This window comes from Nocardioides houyundeii (genome assembly GCF_002865585.1).
Taxonomy (GTDB): Bacteria; Actinomycetota; Actinomycetes; order Propionibacteriales; family Nocardioidaceae; genus Nocardioides; species Nocardioides houyundeii.
Map to the genome: position 1 here is coordinate 3,680,688 of NZ_CP025581.1, position 19,812 is coordinate 3,700,499.

Below are 19,812 nucleotides of genomic sequence, written 5' to 3' on the forward strand. Positions count from 1 at the left end.
CGACGTTCGCATGGGGCAAGCGGGACTGTTCAGTCCCACCTGCCCCCACGCGTGTACTGCTCGGCGATCGTCAGCGAGTGACCCGCACGGTGACCTTCCTGGTCGCCTTGCGGGTCGACTTATTGCCGCTGTAGCCGACCTTCACCTTCTTCATGCCGGGCTTGGAGAACTTCGGCAGCACGACGGTGAGGCGGCCCTTGACGAGCTTGCCGGTGAAGCTGCGCTTACCGGCAGGGGCCACGGTGACGGTGCCCTTGGCCAGCCCTGACGGCGTGTTCACGATGACCACGAACTTCGCCCGCTGGCCGATCTTGACCTTGCCCTGGAGCTTGACGACGGAGATGGACGGGGTCGCCTTGGTCGCCTTGGGCGGGACCGGCACCGACGGGGTCGGCACCGCAGGTGTCGGCGTCGGGGTCGGGGTCGGGGTCGGGGTCGGCGTGGGCGTGGGTGTCGGTGTGGCAGGCACCTCGGGCGCCGGCTCGCTGCCCACCAGGCTCGCAACCTTGACCGAGGACGAGAACGCCGCGGCGTTGCGAGCGGAGTCCTTGGCGAGGGCCAGCACGGTGACGGTGTCGGACGGGCCGGTGTCACCGCGGTACTGGTAGCGGTCCATCACGGCGACCGCCTGGAACGTCCCGGGCTGGTCCAGCTCGGTGAGTGTCAGCTCGTCGCCGTTCACGGTGAGCCACACACTGTCGGCGGCGACGTCACCATCGGTGGTGACGGTCACCACCATGCGTGGCGTCGACCCGGTCCAGTCGACCTTCTGCACGTCCACGTCGAGCTCGGGCGCCGTCACATCGGCTCGGTTCTCGGGTCGCTGGGCGGCGTCCGTCGTCACGGTGACGACATCCTGCGGGAGTGCGGGCGTCCGCGGCGCAGGCTGCCGGTTCTTCGTGGCCTGCTCGTAGTCGTAGGCGACGGAGAGCAGCTCGTTGTCGGTGTACGGCATGCCGACGAAAGTGGCGTTCATCGGCATGTCGATGTCCGACAGCAGCCCCATCGGCACCGAGACGCTCGGCAGGCCGAAGATGCGCATGACATGGTCGGTCGCCGATCGTCCGACACCGTAGGCGTGCGCGGCGGTGTTCGAGGCGACATTGACGTCGGCGTTCGCCTTCCCGATGTCGGCCACGGACGGGAACGCGAGAAGGTCCAAGTCGTTCTTGTCCAGCCAGGAGTCGAAGTCCTCCTCCCGGGTCCGGTCCCAGCCCTCGATCGTCTCGGCCAGTCCCTCGACGGCGAACAGGTCCTTCGGCATCCGAGTCTTGATCGCGTCGATGCGGGTGGCGTACGACCTCGTTGTCGAGTCCGGGTTCGCGGGCAGGCGGCTGGGGTACGGGAAGACGGTGGCCGGATCGACGCTCGCCCACGAGGGGTAGCTGCTGTCCTGGTTCGACTTCAGGAACTTCTCCATCCAGAACGACGAGTAGTCGCCGGTCTCCAGGGTGCGCCAGGCCTCGGGCACGTAGCCGCGGGTGTACATGCTCTGGGCGCCCGGTCGATCCTCGAAGTAGTTCTCCACGAGCGGGAAGTCCACCTCGACGACGTCGGCACCTTGGGCGCGCAGGTCCGTGGCGGTGCGCTCCCACAGCTCGATCACGGACGCGCGGGTCGTGATCGGGGTCTTGGAGACCGTGTCCTTGTTGATGTACATCCGGGGGACGCCGATCCGCTTGCCCGCCAGCGCGTTGGTGTCCTTGAGGTCCTGGTAGGACTTCGGACGGACGTCCTCGACGTCGGGGAGGTCGACGAAGGGCTGGGTGAGCCAGAAGTCGCCCTCAGGCGCGACGTCCTCCTGAGCCAGGACGTCCAGGACCGTCAGGGTGTCCTCGACCGTGCGCGTGTGGGGAACGACGACGTCGCGGGTCGGCCACAACGGTGCGTTGCCGCGGATCGAGATCAGTCCGCGAGAGGGCGTGTAGGCGATCAAGCCATTGTTAGAGGCCGGCGAGCGACCCGACGAGACCGTCTCCTCACCCATCCCGAACGCCGCGAAGTTTGCAGCCGTCGAGGTCCCGGATCCGTTCGATGATCCCGAGCCCCAGGCGGCGGTGAGGAAGCGGGAGTTGTACGGGCTCTCCGCACGGCCATACACACCGCGCTGCATGCCCCCGTTGGCCAGCGGCGGCATGTTCGTCTTGCCGATCAGGAGTCCGCCCGACTTGCGGATCATCTCCACGGAGAACGCGTCCTCGTTCGCGACCAGGTTCTTGAACGCCGGCGATCCCGAGGCCACGGTCAGACCCTTGACCTTGTAGCTGTCCTTGACCGTGAACGGAATTCCGTGGAGCGGGCCCAAGATCGTGCCCTCGGCCCGCAGCTGGTCCATCCGGGCAGCCTCGGCGAGCAGCGCCTCGTTCTCCACCACCACCGAGTTCAACGTGATGCCGCCATGGTCGTACGCGGCGATCCGGTTCAGATACATCGCGGTGAGCTCGACGCTCGTCAACGTGCCGGACTCCAGTGCCGCGGTGATCTCGGCGATCGTCGCCTCGTTGACGTCGAACGAGCCGGCCGCGGCGACCCGAACCGGAACGTCGGCGGCCCCGGTCGCCGGGGTGCCCGCGAGGAGGGCGACACCCAGGCTGGCGGCGGCTCCGGTCGCCAGGAGCCTGCGCTGCACCCGCCCTCTGGTGCGGACCTTGGGACGTGTCCCTTGTCGAGACGCGCTTCGTGCTTTCTTCACAGGCTCTCCTTGGTCGAGGTGCAACGAGTTCCGGGCACGCATAGCAGGCGCCCGGTGCCGAAAGACGGCATACTCAAAATGAGGGACGCACTTACCAGGGGCGTGTCGCGTTGATTTCCAAACGATGAACGCGCCTGCTGTGCCTCTGGCCCGCGCCCGCACCGCCCTCTACCGTCGTGACATGACTCTTCGACTCGGCATGGTCAACTTCGACTCCCGCGACCCCGCGCCGCTGGCGCGCTGGTGGGCAGAGCAGGTCGGCGGCGAGGTCGCCGACCCGTACGGCGGCAGCTTCCTGCTGGTCACCGGCGGCCCGATCACGCTGGCCTTCCAGCAGGTCGGAGACCCCACGCCGGGCAAGAACAAGGTCCACCTCGACCTCACCACCGACGACCTCGACGGCGAGGTGGAGCGGCTGGTCAGCGCCGGCGCGACACTCGTCGAGCGCCGCGGCGACGACTCCTTCCGATGGGTCACGCTCACCGACCCCGACGGCAACGAGTTCTGCGTGGCCGACCAGGCCGAGGCGGAGGCTCCCGCCTCGACCTGAGCCGAACCGATCGGGGTCTCAGCGGGGCTTGGCGGCCTTGGAGATCGAGCTGGCTGAGCTCCAGCCGGCCGCGCTCTTCGCCCGGACCGCGAACTTGTAGGTCCCCGCCTTCAGCTTGAGCTGCAGCTTCGCCTTGCTCGCCTTCACGGTCTTGCGGCTCGCGACCACCCGCTTGCCCTTCTTCACCTTGTAGACGATCACCTCGTAAGTGGTGACCTTGCCGGAACCCGCCGACGCGGGCGCGGACCACGCCACGGTGACCGTCTTCGCGCCGCCCTTGGCACCCGGCTTGACCGCAGTGACCCGGGGCGCCGAGGGCGCCTTGGGCACGACCGGGACGGGCTGGGTCGGGACGGGCTGGGTGGGAACCGGTTGGGGTTCGGTCGACGGCCCCGACGGAGGAGCCGGCGGCGTGGTCGGTGAGTCGGTGGGAACGGGCGTCGGCTCGGGCGTGGGCTCCGGCGTGGGCTCGGGTCCCGGCTCCGGCACGGTCACGGCGCACACGACCGGCGGACCGCTGTGGCCGTTGCGCAGGCTCGCGGTCACCTCGATCTCCCATTCGCCCGGAGTGACGGGCTGCTGGTAGACGCCCCGCATGAAGTAGGCCAGGCCGGTCTTCCAGACGGTCCACTCGGTCTCGGGCAGCTGCCGGGCTCGCACGTTCCAGTAGTTGACGTTGTCTTCCGCCGGCCACTCCCACTCCCAGGTGAGCTGGCCGTTGGCAACCGTGTACGTCGTGGGGCAGGTGATCGCCGTGGTGTCGAAGTTGACCGTCGCCATCCCCGGCATCCACGACGGCCCGCCGGGGTTCACCGGCGTGACCGTCACGTAGTGGTTGCCGATGCTCAGGCCGGTCAGGTCGATGAACGGCTCCTCGGTGGCGTCGGCGGTCAGGGCGACGGTGGTGCCGTCGTGGCAGAGGTCGGTCCCCCGGACGGTGCCGTCGCCGAGGCCTGCGTCGCCCGGCAGGCGGATCTCACCCACCACGTCGACGCAGACGTCGTACCAGAGGATCGGGTCGTGGACCGGGTCCGCGGGGATCACCGCATCCCAGGTGACGCGCAGTGAGCCGGTGGCCTTGTCGAGCACCGTTGCCTCGATGGAGTTGCCGTTCACACCGCCCGGGTCGGGGGAGATCGGGGGCATGTCGAAGGACGTGTCGCTGCTGTTGCGCGAGCCCGAGTTGGGGTTCTGCGGCCCCCAGACGTTGGAGGCGGCGAGCAGCACGTGCTTGTGGCCGGTCTTCACCCCGCTGAAGGTGTACGACGTGGTGCCGGGCGGCAGCGTGACCGCCACCGGCTGTCCGTAGATCCCGTCGGTGAGGGTGAGGTAGATGCGCTGGATCGGTTCGCCCCCGTCGAACGGCGTCTCCCAGGTGACGGTCACCGTCCGGGCGTCCCGGTCGGTGGTGATGTCCGGGGTGATCCGCGCCGGCGGGCCCTTCAGCAGCGCCTCGAAGTCGTAGGGCGCGCCGGCCCCGTTGGCGTTCACCGCCACGATCCGGTAGTTGACCTTCTCCCCTGCGACCGGGTTGAAGCAGATGGAGACGCTGTCGTTGCCGCCGGTGGAGCGGAACTCGAACAGCTTCCACCACCCTCCCTCGTCCTCCTGCAGGAGCTCGTACCGCGTGACCGGCGTACCGCCGTTGCTGACCGGAGCGCGCCAGCTCAGCTGGATGCCGCGTACCACCTGCCCGTCGCCGAAGTTGCACGTCACGCCGTCGGTCACGACCTCCACGCCGGTGACCTGGCTCGGGACCGTGCTGGCGTTCCAGGTCGCGCTGGCGGCGGCACCGGACCCGATCGCGTTGACGGCGCGCACCTCGACCGTGACGTTGCCCGCGGCCGCACCGACGAAGGTGTGGGTGGTGACACCGGCGGCCACGTCGACCGCGTCCTGGCCGTTGAGGGTCAGCCGGTAGCCGGTCAGTGCGGAGCCGCCGTCGTTGTCCGGCGCGGTCCAGGTGGCGATCAGGTCGCCGCCCGAGGGGGTGAGCGTCAGTCCGGACGGACGGGCGGGTGCCACCTGCGGGGTGCTGCACCCCTGGACCTGGAGGTGGTAGGCGCCCATGCTGCCGTAGGCGAGGAAGTCCGTGTCGCCCTCGGCGCTGGTCAGGCCGTCGCTGCCGCGCACCTCGAGCAGCCAGGGGCCCCCCTCCGGGATGTCCAGGGCGGCGTCCAGCCCGCCGGCGCTGGAGGAGAGGTAGGAGACGCCCGCGCCGTACCAGGGCTGGTGGTCCAGGCTCGGGACCTTGGTGACCAGTGGGTTGGCGACCGTGACCGGAGAACCGCTGTTGCCGCTGGGCCTGGCGAGGGTGAGGCTCACGTCGAGGTTCGCCGGGAAGCCGGCCGTGACCGCGGCCGCCCGGGCACCGGTGGTGCACTGGTCGACCAGGTAGACGTCCCGGTCGTAGGACGCGCCGACGTAGGCGGTGCCGTCGGTGAGGCGCAGCGGGGACGACCAGCCGTCGCCGCCCTCGTCGGTCCGGTGGCCGGCAATCGCGCCGATGATCGCGACGTCGTCCTCAATGTTGGTGGCGCCGCTGTAGAAGCCGTTCGACCACTGGCTCACCGGCGCGTCGGCAGCAGCACCCATGATCGGCGCCCAGGTCCCCCGACCGGTGTAGTACTCGTCCCAGTCGGTCTCGCTGCGGGCGAAGCCGTCGTGGCTGAGGTTGAAGGTGTGACCCACCTCGTGGGAGGCGGCCTCGGCGATCGCCTTCGGCGACTGCGCGTTCAGCTCGGCGAAGACCCACGCCGGCTCGACCACGCTGGCGGGCCGGTCGATCTGTCCCATCCACGCGACCCCGCCGCACTCGCTGTTGCACAGGGACGCGCCGGCCTGGGCGCTGTCGGTGACCACCAGGCGGGTCCCGAACTCGGTGTCGCCGGGGGCGTTGACCCGCAGCGCGTCGTCCCCGGGGTCGGCGGTGGTGACGTCCACGTCGAACGGCGCGTAGTCCTCGGCCACGCGGGCCCAGATCTCCTGGATCGCGGTGCGCTCGGCGGCGGAGAAGACAGGGCCGTCGTTCATCGGGTCCCAGCCCTGGTAGGCCCCCGCTGGAAGGCCCGCGGGCCCGGACCACGAGCTCGCGGCGGGCACGTCGACCCCGTCGAAGTCGAGGTAGATCACGTGCCGCGAGCCGGGCAGGCTGTGCAGCGCGAAGGTCTGGTCCAGCGGTGCCACGCGGGCCGCGACGTCGCTGGAGAAGGACTCGCCCCAGCGCGCCTCCTCCTTCACGAAGAGCTGGCCGGACGGGGCGACCCACATCGTGGAGTCGTTGCGCAGCGTGGTGCGGAGCCGACCCGCGGTCATGTCGTGGGCTCTCGCGACCTCGGGCAGGTCGTCGCCGAGCCGGCGTACCGCCGCGTCGCCGTGCGCGGGGCTCTGCAGCGAGGTCGCGGGAAGCAGCTGCGCCTCGACCGGCTCGGCGGCCTCCGGTGCCGTGGTGGTCGCCGGCGACTCGCCCGACCCGACGCCTGCCTCGACGCCCGTCTCGACGCGGGGCGCGGCGACGGCCGACGCGACCGGTGATGCCTCGGCAGGCTCGCCGAGGGGCAACGAGGGGGTGGCGGCGAGCAGGAGGCCGGTCAGGCCCAGAGCGGTCACGCGGAGAGAAAGCACCGCCTCAGGCTAAGTAGGCTCCGCCGCCCAGGCGGCCGAATGCCGAAAGTTCGGCCGCCTGGGCGCGAGTCGCCTCAGTGCGTGGCCGGGACCGCCGGCTCCGACGCGACCGGGGCGTCCCCGGTCTTGGCGCCGCCGATGAGCAGGAACGCTGCCACCGCGCCGAGCACCATCACCCAGGCAGCGGCGAACAGGGTGTCGCCGTACGCACCGGCCAGGGCGGGCAGCTGGTCCACGCCCTGGGCCAGGGAGTCGGTCATCGAGGAGGTGTAGATGGCGGTGAAGACCGCCACCGCGATGGAGCCCCCCACGTGCAGCGAGGCGTTGGCGAGCGCCGAGGCGACCCCGGCGTCGTGCGGGTCGACGCCGGCCAGTGCCAGGTTCTGCACCGGCACCAGGATCAGGGAGAACCCGAGACCCATCACGACCACGCCGGGCAGCACCTCGGTCCAGTAGCTGCCGCTGGCGATGATCCCGCTCAGGTAGAACAGGCCGGCCGCGACCAGCAGCGGCCCGACGGTCAGCACCACGCGGGGCCCGAAGGTGGTGAAGAGAGACGTCGAGATCGGGGCGGTCACCATGATCACGACCGTCATCGCGACGCTGGCGAAGCCGGCGACGACCGGGCTCATGCCGAGCACGATCTGGAAGTGGAAGGTCAGGTAGAGCAGCGCCCCGACCATCACCACGCCCACGCAGGCCTGCAGCAGGAACGCCGCGCCGCGCACCCGGCTGCTGACCACGCGCAGCGGGAGCAGGGGGTGCGAGCACCGGGCCTGCCACCACAGGAAGACGGCCATCAGGATCGCGCCCGCGACCAGGAAGCCGACGGTGTCCGCCGAGCCCCACCCGTGCTCGGCCCGCGCGAAGCCGTAGATCAGGGAACCCAGCGACAACGCCACCAGGGCGGCCCCGACGAGGTCGTAGCGGTTGTCACCGTGCGCCCGGCTCTCGACCAGCAGGAACCGGCCGGCAACCAGGGCGAGGAGCACGAAGAAGACGTTGACCAGCAGGCACCAGCGCCAGTCGGCGTACTGGGTGAGCACCCCGCCGAGCAGGAAGCCGAAGGCAGCGCCGGTGCCGGCGACGATGCCGAACACCGCGAAGGCCACGTTGCGCTCCCGACCACTGGGGAACAGCACCGTGATCATCGCCAGCGCGGCGGGAGCCACCAGGGCAGCGAAGGCGCCCTGCAGGCCGCGGGCCGCGATGAGCTCGGTGCCCGACTGGGCCAGGCCGCCCCAGACCGAGGCGGCGCCGAAGCCGACCATGCCGACCATGAAGGTGCGCTTGCGGCCCCAGTAGTCGGCGATCCGGCCGCCGAGCAGGAGCAGCGCGGAGAACGCGACGGCGTACGCCGTCACCACCCACTGGCGCTGTCCGTCGGCGAGGCCGAGGTCGGCCTGGGCGGCAGGGAGGGCGATCGCGACGATCGTCCCGTCCAGGACCACCATCAGCTGGGCCAGCCCGAGGACGCAGAGCGCCCACCAGCGAGTGGGAGAGAGGGGAACGGGGGCAGACATGCGGGACTCCAGGTTTCCGAGGGGAATCTGAAGGTTTCCAGCCTCGGACCGACGGCGCGGAGCGCACGTTGCCTCACCCGGTTCGTCCCGGGTCAGGGAGAAAAACTAACCCGGAGGACTCTCAGATCGTTCGTGCAGGGCCGTGTGAGGTTCCCAACTCCAGCCACGCGTGCACCAGCGAGACCACCGAGGCGCCCTCCCCGGTAGCGGCCGCGACCCGCTTCATCGACGTGGAGCGGATGTCGCCGGCGGCGAACACGCCGGGCACGGTGGTCGCCAGGTCCGCGGGCGGGACGTCGCCGACCCAGAGCTCACGCGGCACGTCGCGCCCGGTGAGCACGAAGCCGTTCTCGTCGCGCACCAGCTCCGGCGGCAGCCACCCGCACTCCGGCGCCGCGCCCAGGAGCAGGAACAGCCCCCGCGCGTCCCGGCGCTCGCGTGCTCCGGTCCTCACGTCCTCCAGCTCCAGCCAGGCCAGGCTGCCGTTCTCGTCCGGCCCGCCGTCGACCACCTGGCTGGAGCCGCAGACGGTGATCCGGGGGTTCCACTCGATCTCGTTGACCAGGTACGCCGACATGGTCGCGCTCAGGTCCGGGCGGCGTACGACGATGGTCACCGAGCGGGCGAAGCGCGCCGCGTGGACCGCGGCCTGGCCCGCGGAGTTGCCGCCGCCGACCACCACCACGTCCTCGCCGGCGAGCTCGCGGGCCGCCGCCATCGCGGCGCCGTAGTTGACCCCGCGGCCCACCAGCGCCTCGATGGAGTCGACCCCGAGGCGGCGGTAGTCCACCCCGGTGGAGACCAGCACGGTCCGGGCTCGGACGTCACCGCCGTCGGTGTGCACCACGTGCGGCGTCCCGTCGCTGCCGGCGGTGAGCGCGGTGGCGGGCCAGCCGGTGTAGAACCGGGTGCCGAAGCGCAGCGCCTGCCCGCGGGCCCGGGAGGCCAGCCGCATGCCGGAGATGCCGCGCGGGAAGCCGAGGTAGTTGCGGATCATCGAGCTGGTCCCGGCCTGCCCGCCGATCGCCTCCGCCTCCAGGCAGATCGTGGAGAGCCCCTCGCTGGAGGCGTAGACGCTGGCGGCGAGCCCGGCTGGCCCGGCGCCCACCACGACCAGGTCCACCACCTCGTCGACGTCGATCTCGTCGGGTCGCCCGTAGAGCCGGACCGCGAGGTCGCGCACCGAGCCGCAGTGCCCGGCCCAGCCCTTCCACGACTCCACCACCGGCCACCGACCCTCGTCCTCGGGGATCCGGGCCAGCACCTCGCGGGCGACGTCGGAGTCGGGGTGGTGCAGCCCGGCGGGGATGCCGACCCGGTCGAGGTAGTCCAGCAGCGACAGCGTCAACGGGTCGCGCTCGGGGCTGATGACCCGCACGCTCTCGACGTACGGCGTGCCGACGGTGGCGTTCCAGTCGTTGAGCATCTCCCCCACCGCGCCGTGGAACTCCTCGTCGCGCGGACCCTGCGGCATCAGCAGCAGCGCGTCGACCTTGCCCGCAGTGACGGCGTGACGGTAGGTCTGGTTGCTCTCGAAGAACTGCGAGACGTGGGCGACCAGCAGCCGCCGCGCGGTCGGCACGATCTTGCGGGTCCCGGCCACCAGCTTGTGCAGCCGCTCCGTGGGCTGGTCGGTGTCGAAGACGAACAGCGCCACCTGGGTGCCGTCGGCGAGCAGGTCGAGCGCCACCTGCTTGGCGGCGATCTCGTCGCGCACCAGGCGTACGTCGTACTCCGCCTGGTAGCGGGCGAAGGCGCCGCCGAGCTCCTCGGCGTGCGTCGAGGAGGCGAGGATGACCGCCGGGGCTCCCATGACCCGATGGTAGAGCTCAGCCGGTGAGCTCGTGCACGTAGCACCAGCGCCAGGACTCCCCCGGCTGCGCCGACTCCATCACCGGGTGCTGCGTCTCGTGGAAGTGCGCCGTCGCGTGCCGACCGACCGAGGAGTCACAGCAGCCGACGCGCCCGCACGTCAGGCACTGCCGCAGCGACACCCAGCGGGTGCCCTCGGCCAGGCAGGTCTCGCAGGCGGGGTCCGCAACGGTGTCGGTCGCGGGGTGCTTCTGCAGGTCCATGCACTCCTCGGGGCCTGAGATACCGGTCACCGCACTGCGCACCTTCTCGCGCACCGAGCTGCCGGCGTCGAGCATCGACTCCTCGATGTCGAGCATCCCGAGCACCTGCCGGACCACCTCCGAGGGCAGGTGCCCACCGCTGCGGACCTCGAGCACCCGGGCCCGTTCGGCGTCGATCATCTCGCGCCGGATCCGGGCGTAGAGCTCGGACGGGGTCTCCTCGTCCGCGGTGGTGTCCAGCTGCTCCCAGGCCGAGAAGGTGCGCTGGTCCACCCTGGCCCGGATCCGCGCGTCCACCCCGTGGTGGTCCTCGTACTCCAGCTCGTCCAGGCGGGCCAGACCCGCGTTGGCGGCCTGCTGGAGCAGGGTGGCCCGGGCCAGCGCGTCCTCCGCGACGTCCGGCGGCGGGACGTTGAGGACGCGGGTGAGCCAGGGCAGGGTCAGGCCCTGGAGGAACAGGGTGCCGGCCACCACGGAGAACGCGACCAGCAGCATCACCTCTCGGTGCGGCGCCTCCTCGGGGATGATGAACGCCGCCGCGAGGGTCACCACGCCCCGCATCCCGGCCCAGCCGATCAGGAACGTCCAGGACGTGGGCAGCGGGTCACTGCGACGGAACATCGCCGTGACGTGCATGTAGACCAGCCGCACCACGATGACGGTGACCAGGGTGGCCAGGCACACCACCGCGATCCGGGTGTTGGACAGCGTCGACTCATGCACCTCGGCCAGGATCCAGTCGAGCTGGAGCCCGATCAGCAGGAAGACGGTGTTCTCCAGCACGAAGGCGACGGTGCGCCAGGTGATCCGCTCGGTGATGCGGGACTGGGCGGTCTGGATGATGTCGGCCTTGTGCCCGAGCAGCAGCCCGGCCACCACCACCGAGATCACCCCGGAGGCGTGCACCTCCTCGGCGGCGACGAACGCCGCGAACGGGGTCAGGAACGAGATGGCGGTGTCCATCAGCGGGTCGGTGATGCGCCTGCGCAGCCGCGCGACGAGGAGGAACAGCACCACCCCGATCAGCACCCCGCCGCCGGCCGCGACGACGAAGTCGATCCCGATGTCCAGCAGCACCACGCCGCCGGCGAGCGCGGCGACCGCGGTGCGCAGGGTGACCAGGGCGGTGGCGTCGTTGAACAGCGACTCGCCCTCGAGGATCGTCACCACCCGCCGCGGCAGGCCGATGCGCCGGGCCACGGCAGTCGCGGCGACCGCGTCCGGTGGCGCGACGACCGCCCCGACGGCGATGGCCGCAGCCCAGCCCCAGTCGGGCACCAGCAGGTGGGTGACGACCGCGACAGCGGCGGTGGTGACCAGCACCAGGAACACCGAGAGGCGCAGGATGGTCCCGCGGTTGGCGTTGAAGTCCATCAGCGAGGTCTGGATGGCCGCGGTGTACAGCAGCGGCGGCAGCAGCCCGAGCAGCACCACCTCTGACTCCAGGTGGATCGTGGGCACGGCCGGGACGAACGCCAGCCCCGCGCCGACCGCGATCAGCAGCAGGGGCGCAGGAAGGTGCAGGCGTTCGCTGACCGTCGTACCCAGCAGCACGACGGCGGCCATCGACACCAGCAGGACCGCAAGCTCCACCTGTGAATCGTCGCACGCCCCACCCACGTCTGAGCAGGGCCGACCGCGTGGGGATGGGTGCTGGGCGCCGCCGTGTGCCACGATCGCCCCGCCCGCAGCCCGAGAAGGAGTCACATCGTGTCCGACACCGCCGCACCGCCGGCACGATCCGGTCGCCGCTCGCTGCGTCGGGTGCTCGGCACCGTCCTGGTGCTCGCCGTCGTCCTGGGGGCCGGGTCGTACGTCGCCTCCCGCGCGATGGAGATCCCCGCGCCGACTCGCCTGGCCCGGATCGCGCTCAGCGAGCCCTCGCGCCAGGGCGACTTCTTCCCGGCGCACACGGTCGGGGCGTCCACCCGGCCCATCGCCTTCCCGGCCGGCGGCGGCGACCTGCCCGCCGACGTGCCGTGGAAGGGCGACCGGATCTCGCTGGAGGAGTTCCTGGAGACCACCAGCAGCAAAGCCCTGGTCGTCCTCCAGGACGGCAAGCTGGTCGAGGAGTGGTACGCCGACGGGATCGACGCCAGCACGCGGATGAGCTCGTGGTCGGTGGCGAAGTCGGTGATCTCCCTGCTCATCGGGCAGGCGATCGACCGTGGCGAGCTCAGCGAGGACGACCGGCTGGTCGACCTCGTGCCCGAGCTGAAGTCCGGCAACGAGTACGACGACATCACCGTCCACGACCTGCTGGACATGACGGCCGGGGTGGACGTCACGGAGAACTACAAGGCGTACTGGCCCTTCATCGGGACCGCGCGGATGCTGCTCACCACGGACATGCCCGGGTTCCTCGACGACAACCGCAAGGTGGAGTTCACCCCGGGATCCGAAGGCGCCTACCGCAGCGTCAACACCCAGCTGCTGGGGGCGATCCTGATGAAGATCGAGGGCAAGCCGCTCGCCGACGTGCTCTCGCGACGGCTCTGGGGACCGATGGGCGCGCAGAGCTCCGCCACCTGGAACCTCGACACGACCGGCGGGGTGGAGAAGGCGTTCTGCTGCCTGAACGCCACCGCCCTGGACTTCGCCCACCTCGGTCAGCTCGTCCTCGACGACGGACAGGTCGCGGGGCGGGAGGTCGTCCCCGCGGAGTGGATCGACCGGATCGCCACCCCCGCGGAGCATCCGGTGGGCGAGTGGGACTACTCCGCCCAGTGGTGGCACCCCTCGGGCGGCATCGGCCCGGACTACTCCGCCATCGGGGTCTACGGCCAGTTCGTCTACGTCAACCCGACGACCCGCACGGTCGTGGTCAAGCTCAGCGACCACGGCACCGAGCAGGACGAGGCGGAGACCTTCGAGGTGTTTCGCACGCTCGCCGGGCAGGACCCGACCCGACCCTGAACCGCGAGGAGCCCGTGCCCCATGACGGCCGTCGAATCGTCTGACCCTGGCACCGCGGCCTGCCCCTGCGGCGCCGACGGCATGCCGCCGTGGCGGACCCGCGACGAGCTGTTCAGCCCGGCATCGATCTTCTTCGCGGTGCCGTACTTCGTCCTGCTGCTGCTGATCTGGCCCTCACCGAAGGGCAACCTGGTCGGGCTCACCATGGCCGGCCTCGCGCTCGCCTCCGTGGTGGGGGCCACCGTGGTCGCCCTCACCAGAGGGCACCGTCCCTGGTGCGCCGTACGCCGCGGCACGTGGATCGGCATCGCGATCCTCGGGTTGCCGCTGCGGATGCTCGCCTCGCTGTCCATCTGACGCAGAAAGGCTCGGCTACCGGGCCCGCCGGTGCCGATAGTCGCCGTCCTGCTTCAGCGCAGTGTCGATGGCAAGGGCCCCGGCGATCACCAGCGAACGGAGCGGCTCTTCGAGTGGTCGGTGAATCTGCACCACGTAGTTGTCTGCCTTGGTGAAACGCTCCTTGGCCCATCCGGCCCAGGTCTTGGTGATCCGACCGATCTCGGTGGCGTTCGCGTCCTGGATGCTGAAATCCCAGGCCGCTCGGCTCTCGGCGTTGATCGAACCGAGCAGGCGACCGCCGGACTCGAGGCTGAAGCGGACATTGCCGAGGATGCCGACCGTCTTCTGGTTGATCTCCCCGTGGGTTCCCTCAGCGCCCACGACGATCATCTTGGACTTGATGAAGGTCGCCGGCCGATGGAGCGCAATGAGCACGGTGTTGTTCGGGTCGACGATCTCGAACTTGTGCGTCGCATTCTTGCCGCTTCCGCCCAGGGCCTTCCGCAGCAGAACGTTCCCGACCTCCCGCACAGACCCGAGCCTCTGGCCGTGCTGGTCGTAGACCGCGTACTCGGCAGTGACTCCCAGGAGCTTGGCCTTCTGGTTGACGACCAGGATCGACTGGTTGAAGAGGGCCGCATCGGTGGCCTGCCGGACACCGGAGAACGACTGCATCTGTCGCTGGACCTTCTTGGAAACCCTCGTGGAAGGCGCCGGTGATGGGTTCGGCGCAGGCGTCGGCGAACCATGGATGGGCGGATCGATCTCCTGCCGTCCCTGCGTGGAGACGTGATGGGTCCACTCGACCCCATCCCAGTAGCGGTGCTGGTACCGGCCGAAGGGGTCCGGATGCCAGTCGGCCGGCGTCGGTTCAGTCATGGGTCCGACGCCAGCTCATCGATCCGCGATGACGATGCCGCGGTCCCGGATCAGGGGCGCGTACTCCTCGCCGACCTGGCCGTACACGATGGCGTCTTCCACGTGCAGGAAACGCCCCAGCGTCGCGCGCGAGGTCACGACTTGTTCGGCCATGGTGGGCGGTAGACCACACACGACGCTCAGCTGCTCCGCCGTTGCGAAGTTCAGCTCCAGTAGGCCCCCGTCGTCGTATCCCTGTCTGAGCTGTGGGTTTCCGATCCCCAGCTCTCGAGCCATCATCGGGTCCTTGACGGCGAGCTTTCGTGCCTCGTCCCTCTTGCGCCGCGTCGCCTCGACACTCGCCATCGCGTCCTGATTGCCGGGGCGCGGAGCCCCGACGGTGAGTTGGTAGACCTCTCTTCGGAGCCCTACCAACAGGACAGTGGCCACCACCATGACGCTGAGCAGGATGACCGCCGCCAGGTTTGACGTCCACCCCGTCGCCGAACCAGTGCTGTCCTCAGGAGACATGGCGATCAGGGCGTACCCGAGGATGCTGCCGCCTGCTATGCCCGCGCCGACCGTGCGCAGCTGTGGTCTGTCGAGACGCGAAGCGGCGTGGAAGAAGGGCACCGCCGCGAGCAACCCGACGGTGGCGAAGGTGATGACGAAGTACCACTTGCCCGTGGCGCCCGACGCTGGTGCCGCCGGAGGTGTTGCGTGCGCTGACCGAGGCGGCGGAGGCACGGATGCCCTCGACGGAGGCGGAGGCGGCGGAGGCGGTGAGCCCTGAGGGTTGCGATGCTCGGCCCACGCACTCCCGTCCCAGTACCGCTGTTGCGACGCGTCGTATGGATCTGGATACCAGCCTGCTGGCTGCACCATCATCTGATTCCCCCGCGGCTGCAGTCCCTCGTGTGACTGGGGACACTACCGCGATAGCAGCTCCATGAATCCAGATCGCCCGGACGCAGCGCCCACTCGCGCAGCCCCGACTCGACGCAGACGGTCGTGTCAGCAGCTGCGCCCACCTGCTCCTGGCACTTCACGCTGACTAACGGCGTCTACGCCCGTAGTCCCCCTGGACCCCCGCTACTGCTCAGGTTTGTCGACCCAGCCGACGAACCGGCTGCCGATGCCCAGGATCTCCTCACGCTGCTCGCCGGGGAGCGGAGGCGGCAGGTCGGAGGGATCGTGGTGGTCGCAACTGACGTAGGTGAACGCCGGCCACCACTTCTTCGGCCGGGCCTTCTCGGCGAACCCGCAGACACTGCACACCAGATCCACCCAGACCGACTTCTTGCCGGTCCGGTTGGCACGGGACTGGACCAGCCACGGCGGTGGGCTGTCCTCGATCTCACGCAGCTGGGCTTCGGTGAGCTTCGTGGGCAGTCCGTGCCGGGTGGCCATCTCCAAGGGGATGTCCAAGCGTTGGGCAGCGTCGCGGCGAGTGATCATCGCCTTCAAGGATAGGTCCGGTGGGACCTAGTGCCGGTCGCCGGTGAACGCCTGGCTCCGGGGCACCGGGCCGACGTCGCTGTGCCGGCCTGGCACCTTCGCGGCGTGCACCTGGCCGGGTCCCGGTCCGTCGCGGCGAGCCAGCAGGTCCGCGACCAGCCCGGTCGTGAACCCGTAGACGGTCTTGTGCAGCACGTCGACCACAAGCTCGGAGCGCGGCCACGTCTGCGGCGGCGCCCCCACGCCGGTGGCGTTCTCCAGGATCTGGTCGTTGGTCAGCCGCACCACCGTGAACTTGGCCGAGGCCAAGGGGCCCCGCAGCCCGACGTGGGCCATCACGGAGCGCAGCACTCCCAGGGCGATGCCCTGGCCGAAGTGCATCGCCAGGTTGAGCGCGCGGGATTGCTGACCGGTGTGCTCCGGCAGCCCGGCGAGCCTCTCCAGCACCCGCGCCGGGACGTAGGAGTCGGGACGACCGGTGAGCCGCTGCTCGATCTTCTCCCCGGCCGTCATCACCACGACCCCGGCCGTGCCGGCCAGCAGTCCCTGCCAGATCACCTTGAGCGCCATGAACCCGACGTACCCGGCGACGGACCGCCGCACTCGCTGGGCTGATGAGTCACCAGGAGGAGGGCGTGGTCACGACTTGAGGAACACCCGCTTGTCGGCCACCGTCTTCCAGCCACACGACCGCTTGACCTTGCCGTTCTTGAGCTTGACCTTCTTGCAGACCTTGCGCTGCCCCAGCACCTTGGTGGCGTACTCCGAGTCGGTCACCAGCTCTACGGAGTAGAAGAAGCGCACCTTCTCCCCGTCGATGGACAACACCGTGCTCTTCGAGCGGGGCAGCGTCTTGCGCTTGGTGCCCGGGGCCTTGATCACCAGCCGCTGGACCTTGGGCGCGGTGGCGAAGGTGTCCCCGCTCAGGAACAGGCCCTCACCGGTCCCGGAGGAGAAGCCGTACAGGTCCAGCACCCGACGCTTGGCCACCAGCTTGCGTCCCCCCGTCGCGTGACAGCTGGTGGTCGACAACGGCTCGAAGCTCAAGGTGACGTTGTGCATCGTCGTCCGCGAGCACAGGGCGGGCTTGCCGTCGTCGGTCACCCCCGGGCCGTACTGCAAGTCGTAGGTGTAGTTGCCAAGGCTGCCGGAGGTGACCGGGTACAGGGCGCTGGGCTCGGCCGACGCGGGCACGGCGCCAACGGCTCCGAACAGGGCGGCGGTGGCGAGGGCAGCGGTGGCGCGAGCAGTACGGGTGCGCATGTCGTCTCCTGAGCGTGGGCGGGTCGGCAGCCTAGCCATTTCTGGGGACGTGATCGCGCACGTCCGCAGTTGCGACGCCCAAAGTCCGACTGTGCAGCATGTCGACGACAAGCGCGGAGCGCCCGCTCGCCGATGGGAGTAGCCGGAGAACCTTGCTCGACATATGTCGGTGCACCTTGTAATGCTGCGCACCACAGCGACAAGGGGTGGGAAGCGCGTGAAGAGATTGCTGACGTGGGTGGCGACAGGAGTGCTCCTGGTCTTGGTCGCAGTGGGAGTCATCGTGGCCCTGGACCGGATTACGGACCTCTCGATCCTGGGCACCAAGTCTGAGTCGCGAGACAGCCAGGTCATCAACTCAGTGACCCGGGAACAAGAGGTCGTGCTGCTGAGTCTGGGGATCCAGGGCATCAACGAGAAGAAGGACAACGGGACGATAGGCCCGCTGGACATCCCGTTGTCCGAACGCGTCTCCTTCCTGGAGTACGGGTTCGATGCGAAGCTCGGAATCGACGGGCAGGACGTGAAGATCGAGCAGTCCGGCGAGGACGAGTACGTCGTCACCATTCCGGAGTTCGAGTTCCTGGGGCATGCCAACGAGACCTTTCGCGTCGTCGTCGAGGACGAGGGCTCCCTGAGCTGGACGACTCCGGAGATCGACACCGCCCAGACCATCACCGAGATCCTCAACGACGAGGCGCAGCAGGAGTACGTCGACCGCAACCTGGAGATCTTGCGGGACCAGGCGCAGGTCTTCTACACGGGCATCATCAAGGGGATCGACCCGAACCTCAACGTGACCTTCGAGTTCCCGGCGTGAACGGGGCGGCCCACATGCGGGCGAGTGACGCCGTGATCGGCCCGCCGGGGTCAGTCCTCCGCGGTGAGGATCTCCAGTGCCGCTTCGGCGTCGATACGGCGCTGGCCGGTTAGTACGGTCCAAGCGATGTCGTCGGGAGTGAGTCGGGTGCGCAACGTGAGGAGTCGGGATCGGTCTGAGCCGGTGAAGCCCTCGCGCTCGGCGAACGGGTCGTCGATGCAGGCAAGCAGGACAACGGCGTCGCGCAGGTGGCGCTCGGGGTCGCGGGAGTTGGTTTTGTAGGCGGCGGCCTTCAAGATGAGTGCCCCGAACGCGCCAGGCACCGAGACGGTCGTGATGGTTCCCGGCTCGACCTCCAAGCGGGCGTTGATGGTGCGGCGCAGCGCCTGTGTACCGCCCTCGATGCGGATCATCTCGCGTCCGGCGAGCCGTTCGGTGACCTTCGGAGCGTGGTGGTCGGAGATCAAGACGTCGACTACCTCTTCCGTGTCCTCGTCGGATCGGTTGACGGCCAGGTCAATCTTGCTGGTGCCGCGAAAGAAGCGGTGTGCCGTGTTGTCGCGGGGATCGACGGCTGGGCGGAGCTCGTAGCCGAGGGAACGCAGGGCGGCCGCGGTCTCGGAGGCAACACCGCGGGAGGTCTCGATGTGCAGCACGATGTCGACGTCGTTGGTCGGGCGCACGATGCCCAGGCCGTGGTGGATGGAATGCAGCTGGGTCATGAGTCCACCGACCAAGGTCCACCTGTCGGTCGGTAGCACTGCTGCGATTTCGGCGACGTTCGGCCACGGGTCGGGCCAGCCGCCAGTGACGGCGGCGATGTCGATGGTGGGGCGCCTGACGCCCAGATTCTTACCTTCGGGCATTTTCGCGGAACAACTCCAGTCGCTGGACCAAGGCGTGCTCTCCCACCCCGCGTTCGCGCGGGTCGAGGGAGGTGGCGGCGTCGACGGCGGCGAGCGTCCTGTTGGACGCTGCCAGGTGCTTGACGAAGTCGATGTTCATGGAGGTGTAGCGCAGGGTGATGGATCCGGTGGTGTCCTCGCGCAGCCGGCAGCGGCGCACGAGGTCCGCGATCCGGTCGGTGTGGATGTAGCCGTCGACGATGGCGTCGTCCTCGACGAGGCCGAGCCGCTGGCGGCCGGGGATGACGATCTCCTCTCGGACGCGGTCGCTGACCGAGCGGTGGCCGGACCAGGTGGTGACGGTTGCGCGGTCGCGCAACCTGATGGCCAGCTCGGTCGGGTCGGTGATCTCGAGAAGAGTGGCGCGCAACCGGTATCTCTGGGTGTCACCGAGGCCCACCGGGGCCGTGCCCGCGAGCAATGCGATAGCTCCCCAGGCGGTGTGCTCTGCCCAGGTCCGAGTCCGGCCCGTGCCGCGTTCGGCGCGGTACCGCTCCACCGAGGTGCGGTCGAAGATGCCGCGGGCCACACGGGTGATGGCCCCCGTCTCGGCGAGAACGCGGACGCGACGCGCCTCGACGCCCAAGACGTCGGATGCCTCTTGGGTCGTCAGGAAGTCACCCCGGAACGCCATAACAGAATACTGCCTCTTCCGGTAGTTATCTGTAAAGCGGAGTGCGGTCGGATGCTGACTACTCAGACTCCTGCGACGCGGCCCCTTGGTTTGCTGACCTCGGCCCCGGGCGCCCCTGTTCCTCGACGTCGTCTTGCGGGCCTCATCGGTCGGCG

General features: G+C 69.6%; 16 protein-coding genes and 1 pseudogene. 4 read left to right on the top strand and 13 right to left on the bottom strand.

Annotated elements, in window-relative coordinates; translation table 11 throughout:
- Nucleotides 1-70: 70 nt before the first annotated feature.
- Entirely contained in the window at nucleotides 71-2,629 is a 2,559-nt protein-coding gene (locus C0R66_RS17670) for an amidase (protein ID WP_158648116.1), read from the bottom strand.
- Nucleotides 2,630-2,873: 244 nt separating this feature from the next.
- Here C0R66_RS17670 and C0R66_RS17675 point away from each other — a divergent pair, with 244 nt between their 5' ends.
- Complete coding sequence (locus C0R66_RS17675) at nucleotides 2,874-3,242, top strand: VOC family protein (RefSeq protein WP_101526354.1); 369 nt, start codon at nucleotides 2,874-2,876, stop codon at nucleotides 3,240-3,242.
- Nucleotides 3,243-3,260: 18 nt separating this feature from the next.
- Here the strand turns inward: C0R66_RS17675 and C0R66_RS17680 are convergent, their stop codons facing one another.
- The 4 genes from C0R66_RS17680 to C0R66_RS17695 all read right to left on the bottom strand — a co-directional run bounded on the left by C0R66_RS17680 (nucleotide 3,261) and on the right by C0R66_RS17695 (nucleotide 12,057).
- Nucleotides 3,261-6,866, bottom strand: coding sequence for a fibronectin type III domain-containing protein (locus C0R66_RS17680; RefSeq protein WP_158648117.1), 3,606 nt, complete (start codon nucleotides 6,864-6,866; stop codon nucleotides 3,261-3,263).
- Between the two features lie 74 nt (nucleotides 6,867-6,940).
- Nucleotides 6,941-8,389 (bottom strand): MFS transporter, encoded by a 1,449-nt coding sequence (locus C0R66_RS17685; protein ID WP_101525812.1) that lies wholly within the window; start codon nucleotides 8,387-8,389, stop codon nucleotides 6,941-6,943.
- A gap of 121 nt (nucleotides 8,390-8,510) precedes the next feature.
- Nucleotides 8,511-10,202, bottom strand: a complete 1,692-nt coding sequence (locus tag C0R66_RS17690) for an NAD(P)/FAD-dependent oxidoreductase (protein ID WP_101525813.1) — start codon at nucleotides 10,200-10,202, stop codon at nucleotides 8,511-8,513.
- Nucleotides 10,203-10,218: 16 nt separating this feature from the next.
- Nucleotides 10,219-12,057, bottom strand: a complete 1,839-nt coding sequence (locus C0R66_RS17695; RefSeq protein ID WP_101525814.1) for a Na+/H+ antiporter — start codon at nucleotides 12,055-12,057, stop codon at nucleotides 10,219-10,221.
- A 117-nt stretch (nucleotides 12,058-12,174) separates the two neighbouring features.
- Here C0R66_RS17695 and C0R66_RS17700 point away from each other — a divergent pair, with 117 nt between their 5' ends.
- Nucleotides 12,175-13,380, top strand: a complete 1,206-nt coding sequence (locus C0R66_RS17700) for a serine hydrolase domain-containing protein (RefSeq protein WP_199286736.1) — start codon at nucleotides 12,175-12,177, stop codon at nucleotides 13,378-13,380.
- Between the two features lie 21 nt (nucleotides 13,381-13,401).
- The gene (locus tag C0R66_RS17705; RefSeq protein WP_101525815.1) at nucleotides 13,402-13,737 is read left to right on the top strand and encodes a hypothetical protein; all 336 of its coding nucleotides are present in this window, start codon (nucleotides 13,402-13,404) and stop codon (nucleotides 13,735-13,737) included.
- A 15-nt stretch (nucleotides 13,738-13,752) separates the two neighbouring features.
- Here C0R66_RS17705 and C0R66_RS17710 read toward each other — a convergent pair whose 3' ends face one another.
- The 6 genes and pseudogenes from C0R66_RS17710 to C0R66_RS17730 form a co-directional block, all read right to left on the bottom strand.
- Complete coding sequence (locus C0R66_RS17710; RefSeq protein WP_101525816.1) at nucleotides 13,753-14,598, bottom strand: phospholipid scramblase-related protein; 846 nt, start codon at nucleotides 14,596-14,598, stop codon at nucleotides 13,753-13,755.
- A 15-nt stretch (nucleotides 14,599-14,613) separates the two neighbouring features.
- Entirely contained in the window at nucleotides 14,614-15,210 is a 597-nt protein-coding gene (locus tag C0R66_RS17715) for a ComEA family DNA-binding protein (RefSeq protein WP_199286976.1), read from the bottom strand.
- A gap of 153 nt (nucleotides 15,211-15,363) precedes the next feature.
- A pseudogene (locus C0R66_RS20355) lies at nucleotides 15,364-15,465 on the bottom strand (DUF2510 domain-containing protein); the annotation flags it as partial.
- 204 nt (nucleotides 15,466-15,669) lie between these two features.
- On the bottom strand, nucleotides 15,670-16,035 hold the full coding sequence (locus tag C0R66_RS17720) for a hypothetical protein (RefSeq protein WP_101525817.1): 366 nt from the start codon (nucleotides 16,033-16,035) through the stop codon (nucleotides 15,670-15,672).
- Nucleotides 16,036-16,062: 27 nt separating this feature from the next.
- On the bottom strand, nucleotides 16,063-16,605 hold the full coding sequence (locus C0R66_RS17725; RefSeq protein ID WP_101526357.1) for a hypothetical protein: 543 nt from the start codon (nucleotides 16,603-16,605) through the stop codon (nucleotides 16,063-16,065).
- A 69-nt stretch (nucleotides 16,606-16,674) separates the two neighbouring features.
- Nucleotides 16,675-17,298, bottom strand: coding sequence for a hypothetical protein (locus tag C0R66_RS17730; RefSeq protein WP_101525818.1), 624 nt, complete (start codon nucleotides 17,296-17,298; stop codon nucleotides 16,675-16,677).
- A gap of 217 nt (nucleotides 17,299-17,515) precedes the next feature.
- On the opposite strand from C0R66_RS17730, the gene C0R66_RS17735 reads away from it, so the two are divergent.
- Entirely contained in the window at nucleotides 17,516-18,118 is a 603-nt protein-coding gene (locus C0R66_RS17735) for a hypothetical protein (protein ID WP_158648119.1), read from the top strand.
- 50 nt (nucleotides 18,119-18,168) lie between these two features.
- Here C0R66_RS17735 and C0R66_RS17740 read toward each other — a convergent pair whose 3' ends face one another.
- Nucleotides 18,169-18,984, bottom strand: a complete 816-nt coding sequence (locus C0R66_RS17740) for a hypothetical protein (protein WP_101525820.1) — start codon at nucleotides 18,982-18,984, stop codon at nucleotides 18,169-18,171.
- Nucleotides 18,971-19,657: a hypothetical protein gene (locus tag C0R66_RS18815; RefSeq protein ID WP_158648120.1), complete on the bottom strand. Its 687-nt coding sequence runs from the start codon at nucleotides 19,655-19,657 to the stop codon at nucleotides 18,971-18,973. The genes C0R66_RS17740 and C0R66_RS18815 overlap by 14 nt, the downstream gene beginning before the upstream one ends.
- Nucleotides 19,658-19,812: the final 155 nt, after the last annotated feature.

Bases quoted from the DNA above. Each gene is read 5' to 3' on its own strand.
- C0R66_RS17740 (WP_101525820.1), bottom strand. From the start codon at position 18,984: ATGCCCGAAGGTAAGAATCTGGGCGTCAGGCGCCCCACCATCGACATC.
- C0R66_RS17710 (WP_101525816.1), bottom strand. From the start codon at position 14,598: ATGACTGAACCGACGCCGGCCGACTGGCATCCGGACCCCTTCGGCCGG.
- C0R66_RS18815 (WP_158648120.1), bottom strand. From the start codon at position 19,657: ATGGCGTTCCGGGGTGACTTCCTGACGACCCAAGAGGCATCCGACGTC.
- C0R66_RS17705 (WP_101525815.1), top strand. From the start codon at position 13,402: ATGACGGCCGTCGAATCGTCTGACCCTGGCACCGCGGCCTGCCCCTGC.
- C0R66_RS17685 (WP_101525812.1), bottom strand. From the start codon at position 8,389: ATGTCTGCCCCCGTTCCCCTCTCTCCCACTCGCTGGTGGGCGCTCTGC.
- C0R66_RS17725 (WP_101526357.1), bottom strand. From the start codon at position 16,605: ATGGCGCTCAAGGTGATCTGGCAGGGACTGCTGGCCGGCACGGCCGGG.
- C0R66_RS17720 (WP_101525817.1), bottom strand. From the start codon at position 16,035: ATGATCACTCGCCGCGACGCTGCCCAACGCTTGGACATCCCCTTGGAG.
- C0R66_RS17675 (WP_101526354.1), top strand. From the start codon at position 2,874: ATGACTCTTCGACTCGGCATGGTCAACTTCGACTCCCGCGACCCCGCG.
- C0R66_RS17690 (WP_101525813.1), bottom strand. From the start codon at position 10,202: ATGGGAGCCCCGGCGGTCATCCTCGCCTCCTCGACGCACGCCGAGGAG.
- C0R66_RS17730 (WP_101525818.1), bottom strand. From the start codon at position 17,298: ATGCGCACCCGTACTGCTCGCGCCACCGCTGCCCTCGCCACCGCCGCC.